Raw genomic sequence first — 8,194 nt, forward strand, 5'->3', positions numbered from 1 at the left:
GACGGCGCCGGCGCGCACCAGGGCGGCCAGGTGTGGGGCGTTGACGGCGCGCCAGCGGGCCTGGGCGGCGTCGATCAGCTTGTAGGCCATGGCAATACCGGCCGCCCGTGATCCTGGCCCCTTGGTGAGCTTGGTCCGTAACCGCACGGTGGCAAAAGTGCTTTCGATCGGATTCGTCGTGCGCAGGTGAATCCAATGTTCGGCCGGGTACTTGTAGAACTCGAGCAGGGTGTCGAGGTCGTCGGTGATCTTGGCGACCGCCTTGGGGTACTTCGCGCCGAAGTCGACCTCGAACGCTTTGACCGCCACCTGGGCCTTGTCGATATCCTCGGCGTTGTAGATATCCTTGATCGCCGCCAACGCCGCCGGGTGCGCTGATTTCGGCAGTGCAGCAAGGACATTGGCTTGTTTGTGAAACCAGCATCGCTGCTCCTTGGTGACCGAGAACACCTCGCGGACGGCCTTCCAGAAGCCCAGGGCACCGTCGCCGACGGCCAGCACCGGGGCGGTCATCCCGCGGCGGCGACAGTCGCGCAGCAGGTCGGCCCACGACTCGGTGGACTCCCGGTACCCGTCGGTGAGCGCGACCAGTTCCTTGCGGCCATCAGCACGCACCCCGATCATCACCAGCAGGCACAGCTTGGTCTTCTCCAGGCGGACCTTGAGGTGGATGCCGTCGACCCACAGGTAGACGTAATCGGTGCCAGACAAATCGCGGCGCCCGAACGCGGCGGCTTCGTCTTGCCACTGCGCGGTCAGGCGGGTGATCGTCGACGCCGACAGTCCGGCCCCGGATCCAAGGAATTGCTCCAGAGCCGGACCGAAGTCGCCGCTGGACAAGCCATGCAGGTACAGCAGCGGCAACACCTCGCTCATCTGCGGGGACTTGCGTGCCCACGCCGGCAGGATCGCCGAGGAAAACCGCTGCCGCTCACCGGTATCGGGGTCGACACGTTTGTCGTTGACCCGCGGCGCGGTGACCTCAACCGCGCCGGCCGCAGTCAGCACTTCGCGGGACTGGTGATAGCCGTTGCGCACCACCAGCCGGTGGCCGTTGGCGTCGAGCTGATCGGCGAACTGCTCCACACGCAGCCACCTCGGCCCGCAGCGCCGCAGCCAGCATCTGCCGGGCCCCATCACGGACGATCTCATCGAGCAACGACCGATCACCGGCCGCCTTGTCGTTGGCCTGCTGGGCATCGTGAACTACGGTGAGCATGGGCGTACCTTCCCAACCAGCGCGCCAACGCCGGTCTTGATCAGAACCACTGGACTTTCAGATCATCCTCGGGAAGGTGCGCCCACTTTCACGCCCCCACGCCGACGCTCATCCACAGGTTCTGACCATTGCTCCGCCCTGATTGCGGTCGGTGTCAACGCCGACGGTTACCGCGAGATCCTCGGCGTCGATGTCACCACCGCTGAGGACGGCGCCGGTTGGCTGACGTTTCTGCGGTGGCCGAGCACTTGGAAACGGCCCGGCCGGATCTGCTGGCGTTCACCAGCTTTCCCAAACAGATTTGGCGCCAGATCTGGTCCAACAACCCCCAGGAGCGCCTCAACAAAGAGATCCGCCGGCGCGCCGACGTCGTCGGCATCTTCCCCGACCGCAACGCCCTCACTCGCCTGGTCGGAGCCGTGCTAGCCGAACAACACGACGAATGGGCCGAATCCCGGCGCTACCTCGGCCTCGACGTCCTCAGCAAATCACGCGCCGACCACAGCGCAACAACAGAACAGGAGGACACCCCCGTGACACTAACCGCCTAAACCATCACGACGAAGAATCACACGACGACCTCGTACACCACGTCCCTGGACTTGACCGTCTCCACCGAACTCCATCTCTACCCAGGCTGCCCGCACGCCTTCGACTTGTTGGCACCCAACGCCGACATGTCCGTGGGCGCCCTGGCCAACCCGATACGCCGACTCAGCGATCTCTAGTGTCGGCGAGGACGGCGCCCAGCCGCATTGTGCGTTAGGGTCGCCAGCGGGCGACGCCGTCCACCATTGCCATGTCGTCGGCGATGAAATCTACTGCGGCCGTGGGAGTGTGGAAATTGTGAAATCAGAGGCGGCGCCGGCGATAGCGTCGGAGGCGGTGAATATCGGCGAGAGTCGCCGGGCCGGCGAACGGACGCAAGGTAGCATCAAGCCGGGCATGCACCTCGTAGGTGTCGAGGTTCATCCCAATCGCAACTAGGCAGTTGGCAAACATCCCGGGCGGTGCGATAGCGATGTGTATCGCCCCACCAACCAGATTGATTGCGTAGGTGTGTGTTGCTGCGCCGTATCGCACCGCTACCGCACCCTTGAGCCGGTACACCCCGACTGGTGGATCCTCGAGCAGATCGATCAGCGCACCCGGGTCGACTTCGCCATCGCTTGTCGCCGTCACCGAGTCGGCGTGTGAGTGGTCGTGCCCGACCGTCGCATCGACGAGCAGTTCTCGCAAGGAGAGTTGGCCCGGTTCCTCGCGCGGTTGCGCCACGTCGTAGAGCAGCGCCGGGTCGATGCGGCCACGGATGGCGCCGACAACGGTCGCCTGTGGATTACGTTCCCGCACACGTCGTTCCACGCGGTCAACGGTCGCGACGCGATCCCGGCGGGGGAGTTGGTCAAGTTTGTTGACGACGACTAGAGAGGCCGCACCGTAGCGGGCCGGCGACGTAGGGCTGATGTCGACCGTTTCGAAGTGTGCCGCTGCGTCAATGACATCGATGAGTCCACCGAACCGCACGCCAGGAACCTCGCTGAAGCCAATGATCCGGGCAAGCGAGACAGGCTCCGCTAGCCCGCTGGCCTCGACGATCACCGCATCCAATTTGAGCCGGGGATCGGCGAACTTGGTGAGTGCTTCGTCGATTCCCCCGTCGTCAGGCAGGCAGCAGATGCAACCGCCGGCGATGGACGCCGGCTCGTCGACCTGTCCCGTCACCAGCATGGCGTCTACGTTGAGTTCGCCGAAGTCGTTGATGACCACCCCAATTCGCGCTCCCGGGGTGCGCAGCACGTGGTTGAGCAAACTCGTCTTGCCAGCGCCGAGATGGCCCGTCAAGCAGATGACAGGGATCGCTTGCACACTTGTCCTTCCTGTCTCACCGGCTCCCGATATCCCGGCGGGCAATGCCGGAAGAGGACGTGGCCGTGGCTGGGCAGCACTTAATGCTAATGATTTTCAATAAGCCGCGATCGGGCGGGTCTAATATGTTGCCCCGGACGACTTGGCAGTGCCGTTGTTGGCAGGCTAGCGCGAGTCCCCTGTCGACGTTGTAAGCACAGGCCGCCAACGGGCGGCAACGACACTCTCAGTTGAACCGCAACATATGCCGGGCCGCCCGAACCAGGCCGGTGGCGACCTGGGCGGCGGTGCCTTGCTGCCCGCACGCTCACTTACTCACGAGTGAGCAACTCATTGCGCTCCGAGGGTTACCGTAGGGTGTGCCCGAGATCCCCGTGACTAGCGATGTCCTTGGGCAGGTACCCGTAGAGCTCTTGGAAGCGTCTGGTGAAGTGGCTGGCGTCGGCGAAACACCAGCGATTCGCAACAGCGGAGATGGTTTCACCTCGCGGCATGCATAGCAGGTCTTGCCTCGCCCGGCCGAGACGCATGCGGCGCACATAGTCCATGAACGGTTCACCCCGCTCGTTGAAAGTGCGGTGCAGCGTGCGTACGGAAACGTGCGTTGCGGCCGCTGCGTGAGCCGGACTCAGGGCGGGATCGCTCAGATGGCGATGGACATAGTGTTGCGCGGCGCGATACACGGCATCCCGCACGGAGACGGACGACGGACAGCACTCCACGTCGTACAGCGCAGCCGTTGTCAGCTCGACCGCGGCGTTGCGCATTGCCCAAATGGATCGCCCCGTCCCACTCGACTCTGACAGCGTCTGCCTGACCAGGCCAAGATAAGAGAGCAAGAACCGCACCGCTGGACTGCTGGAGCACAGCTGGATGCCATCACGCTGGTGCCAGGTCACACCAAGGTCTTGCAGACCTGCTCTGGGAATTAGTATTTGGGTTTTGAGCATTTGATCGGGCACTTTGACCCCGTTTACGGAGTCACTACTGAAGGCTAGGACGGTGCCTGCGCGCAAATCGTACTCGCGGTCAGCGATCCGCATTATCTTCTCGCCTTTGAGCACATGCATCACGCAGATGTAGTCCTCGGCTAAATCGCTGCTCTGACGGTGGAGACGTTGGGCGGCGAACGTCGTGGCCGCGGTGTCGACGAGAGTGAGGTCTGCGATCGCATAGGTGTCGACTCGTCCACGGAAGCCGATTGATTCTTCCCGGCAGTGAATGAAGTTTCGCGGCAGATGGCGGCGAACCGCCTGTTCAATCTGGCATTGCCGCTCTTCGTCGCTGGCGGCCGCAAAATCGACACTGTCGACGGAAGGTGTACTCACGATCGGGGCCTTCGCTTTCGTCATCGGTCGTAGCCGACATGAACCAACGTTGCTACGCGCCTTCGAATTTGGCCACACAAGCCCGATGTCATGGACGGGGATCGGCCGGGGCGCGACCCCATGATAGGTGCTGTCCACACGATTGTCGTGATCACGATGTGGGAATGGTCCTGGTGCCGCCGATTGGCGCGAACGGACCATATCTGTGGCGTTCTGGTTCTAGCGAGACGGGCAGCGTCGGGCGATCCTGGTTGAGCCGGTGGGCCTACGACGTGCTCTCTCGGCATGGATGTGCTGACGTCTAATTTGCCCGCGCCTGCGGCGCACAGACGCGACACGAACGGTAGGGAAACCGAACATTATGAGTTCGCAGGTTTACGATTTCATCGTCGTTGGTGGGGGTACCGCGGGTTGCGTCATCGCTGCGCGTTTATCAGAAGACCCAGACATCCAGGTTCTTCTCGTTGAGGCCGGCGCAAGCGAACCAACCGATGGAATGAGCTCGCCTTGGGGATTTTTGACGCTTGACCCCTCGGATTTCTGGGCCGACGAATCCACGCCCCAAGCCGGGACCGGAGGTCGCGTGACGCTTCGCCGCGGACGTGCCTTGGGCGGGTCTTCGAGTGTCAACGGCTTGCTATTCCTCCGGGGTCATCATGCCAGCTATGACGCATGGGCCGACGAGGGCGCTCACGGTTGGGGATTCGATGACCTGCTTCCCCATTTTCGACGCAGTGAGCGGGCGATCGGTCGCGACCCCGCAATCCGCGGGGACAGCGGTGCACTCACGGTGTCCGTGTTAGACCCGCCGCATCCCTTCGCCGAAGCGTGCGTCGAGGCAGCCGAACAAGCGGGTTACCACCGGGCGTCTGATATCAGCGGTGGCTTGGAAACCGGTTTTGGGTGGTGCGATCTCAACCTCGTCGACGGCCGACGACAAAGTGCGGCCGATGCATATCTTCGGCCGGTCCTACACCGGAGCAACCTGACCGTCGTCGCGAAGGCGGTCGTCCGCCGTCTGCGTATTGTCGCCGGCCGTTGCGTCGGAATCGACTACACGTCGGGCAACCAGATTCTGGCCGCCGATGGCGGCGAAGTCGTGTTGACGGCTGGCGCCATTGGAACGGCACATCTCATGCTGCTCTCCGGGATTGGTCCTGCGCGACACCTACACCAGGTTGGCGTCGATGTCGTCGCGGACCTGCCGGGCGTGGGCAGCAATCTGCAAGACCACCCGATGTGCACCCTCGTAATGGACGGCCCCGCTATTCCCGTGTATCCGCCGCATCCTCCGGGTGAAGTGTTGGGGCTGATCTCAGCCATAACCACCGGCCCAATCCCCGACTTGCATATCCAATTCATCAGCTTGCCGTTGCCACAAGCATGGGCGCCCGTGCCCGAAAGTGGCTATTCGATCGGATTCTCTGCGATGACACCATACAGTCGCGGCACCATCAGACTGGCTGGCGCGGATCCGACCGCCGCGCCGTTGGTGAATCCCAACTATCTTGGCGACGAGCGAGACGTGAAAACGATGAGGGCGGGGCTCGAAGTGGCCCGTACCATCGCTCGATCACCGGCGCTGGCGCCGTACACATCAGGAGAGGCACTGCCGGGTCCCGTAACACAAGACGCCGACGCCGTGCACGCCTACCTCAAACGCAGCCTACGAACTTATTTCCACTACAGCGGCACCTGCCGACTCGGACTTGATCCTATGTCGGTTGTTAACCCCGCCGATTTAGGCGTGCACGGGCTCAGCGGTCTGCGGGTCGCCGACGCATCCGTCATGCCTTCCATTGTTCCTGCCAACACGAATGCCACTGTTTACGGCATTGCCGAACGGGCAGCAGATTTGATCACGACGTAGAGGTCTTGTACGGCTGGGAAGAATTCTCGAGCCCGACGACGTGCCCGACTAATGACGAAGGCGTTATGGCGGTCTGGCAGCTTTCGCAATATAGGCAGCGCCATTGCGATTACGTGGGATTCGCTTCCCGATGACGTGGAATGAACATCTGAAAAGCATCCTCAAGAGAAGGGATGGAATACGGGGCCAGGGCGAAGCCGCACCGCAATGGAGCCATCAACAAATCGGCTCCATGCATGGTGTTCGCCACCGACCCGACGACGATCAGCAAACGCCGCGCCGACAGGCAGCGACGGCATCGTAGGCCGGTTCTAAGACAAGCGCCCGGGGCCACTCGGGCATATTCGATCTGGTGAGGAAGGCGAACTGATGGCGAACAGCGGGTCTAACAGCAGCAGTTCTAGCAGCACTAACAGCAGCAGTTCTAGCAGCAGCGGGTTCAGCGGCAGTGGCTCGAATGGGGGCGCCTCGACCAGTGGCGGGTCGGCCGCAACCGGCGCTTCTGGCGGCGGGGCGAGCATCAGTGACTTGACTAGCCAACTGAAGCAATTGCAAGACAATGGACCGGTTGACCTGAAGTTATCGCCCGAGACAGAGGCGGCCTATCTCGGCATTCTGGCGAACTTTCGTAATGCACTGCAAAACGAACTCAACAATATGGTCAACATGGGATCGCTTGGCAATCCAGGGTCACTTCCATCTGCCATGCAGACGAAACAAAACCTCGACCTGGACGTCAGCGGCCTCACTGGAATTGTGCAAGCCATGACACAATACTTAAATTATCTTGACGAGTTTGAAACAACCGTAAGCAAGGCCACCAGCCGTCTCATGCAATCCGGATAGTGCTAGGAACGATGGGCTGATGTCACACCACAAGAAATCACTGACAGCCGAGCAAATCGATGACATGATTAATGCGGGTAAGTTACCCGTCAATACTGCCGGGGCCAATTGGGGTGTCTTGGAGTCCCTTTCAAATTCTGAGGTCACCGCACTGTCTTCGACACAGAACGAATTCCAGGATATCAGCGGAACCACCGCGGATCCGGTCAGTGTTGCCATTGAAGATTTCAGCGGCGTCACCTTCAAGTCGATGTTGGATGATTTCGAGGACGCATCCGGCACACTCGATAACGGCAACGGACAATCCTGGCAGCAGATAGCTGGCAACATCATTACCGCGTCAGATAATTTCCAAACTGCGCTCGAGGCGCAAGAACAACTTAACGAGTGGGTTGGAAAAACACATGATGCGGCCATCGCCAATATCACCCAATCGCTTCCAGACGTTTCCTCGATGGCCTCGGGAGCAAATGCTCTAGGTCTTCTGATTGACGCCTTCGCGAGTACCGTCTTTGAAACCAGGTGGTATCTGGTGTCGAACCAAGCCGGCTACCAAGATTCGCTAAATCGATGGCCGCACGAAGCAGATCTGATCAATCAGACCTATAACTCTTTTGCGCAAGACGTCATGAACACTGTGTATGCACCGAACATCACAAGCATCGCCAGTAACAATCCCGGATTCCCAACTTCTTCAGCAGCCGATATGAGTTCGCTGTCGGACCCGCCACCTCCGCCGGACGACTCAGGGTCAAATACACCGCCGCCGCCGCCGGACGATTCGGGGTCCAACGCACCGCCGCCGCCGCCGGACGATTCGGGGTCTAACGCGCCGCCGCCGCCGGACAACTCTGGCTCTAACACCCCACCACCAGACAACTCCGGCGCCAATACACCGCCACCGCCGGTGAATGTGGCCCCACCGCCTGCTGGTGCCACAAGCGGTGGATCTGGCGGGGTAGGGACGAACCTCGCTGTGCCGCCGCCAGGTCAAGTCCAGGGACGTGGTGTACGAGGCCGTCGGGTGATTCTTCGACTTGATGGTTTAGGCGGTCAGTGCCGCTG

Annotated in this window: 5 protein-coding genes and 3 pseudogenes; 5 read left to right on the top strand and 3 right to left on the bottom strand. The window is 61.5% G+C overall.

All coding sequences use genetic code 11. The features are described from left to right. Positions 1-1,219 (bottom strand): annotated as a pseudogene (locus AWC25_RS00735) (IS256 family transposase); the annotation flags it as partial. Positions 1,220-1,357: 138 nt separating this feature from the next. Between AWC25_RS00735 and AWC25_RS00740 the strand changes: the two are divergent. Both AWC25_RS00740 and AWC25_RS27630 read left to right on the top strand, forming a co-directional pair. Next, positions 1,358-1,770, top strand: a pseudogene (locus AWC25_RS00740) (transposase); the annotation flags it as partial. Positions 1,771-1,821: 51 nt separating this feature from the next. Continuing rightward, entirely contained in the window at positions 1,822-1,947 is a 126-nt protein-coding gene (locus AWC25_RS27630; protein ID WP_264033954.1) for a hypothetical protein, read from the top strand. A gap of 124 nt (positions 1,948-2,071) precedes the next feature. Here the strand turns inward: AWC25_RS27630 and AWC25_RS00745 are convergent, their stop codons facing one another. Both AWC25_RS00745 and AWC25_RS00750 read right to left on the bottom strand, forming a co-directional pair. Further along, the gene (locus AWC25_RS00745; protein ID WP_044506262.1) at positions 2,072-3,085 is read right to left on the bottom strand and encodes a CobW family GTP-binding protein; all 1,014 of its coding nucleotides are present in this window, start codon (positions 3,083-3,085) and stop codon (positions 2,072-2,074) included. Between the two features lie 347 nt (positions 3,086-3,432). Continuing rightward, complete coding sequence (locus AWC25_RS00750) at positions 3,433-4,437, bottom strand: helix-turn-helix domain-containing protein (RefSeq protein WP_158089716.1); 1,005 nt, start codon at positions 4,435-4,437, stop codon at positions 3,433-3,435. 337 nt (positions 4,438-4,774) lie between these two features. Here AWC25_RS00750 and AWC25_RS00755 point away from each other — a divergent pair, with 337 nt between their 5' ends. From AWC25_RS00755 to AWC25_RS26315, 3 genes and pseudogenes are all read left to right on the top strand, one after another. Continuing rightward, positions 4,775-6,283, top strand: coding sequence for a GMC family oxidoreductase (locus tag AWC25_RS00755; protein ID WP_069402643.1), 1,509 nt, complete (start codon positions 4,775-4,777; stop codon positions 6,281-6,283). Positions 6,284-6,811: 528 nt separating this feature from the next. Further along, positions 6,812-7,129: a hypothetical protein gene (locus AWC25_RS26310; protein WP_211281005.1), complete on the top strand. Its 318-nt coding sequence runs from the start codon at positions 6,812-6,814 to the stop codon at positions 7,127-7,129. Positions 7,130-7,148: 19 nt separating this feature from the next. Further along, positions 7,149-8,194, top strand: a pseudogene (locus tag AWC25_RS26315) (hypothetical protein); the annotation flags it as partial.

Origin of the sequence: Mycobacterium sherrisii (assembly GCF_002102355.1) — a bacterium.
Taxonomy (GTDB): Bacteria; Actinomycetota; Actinomycetes; order Mycobacteriales; family Mycobacteriaceae; genus Mycobacterium; species Mycobacterium sherrisii.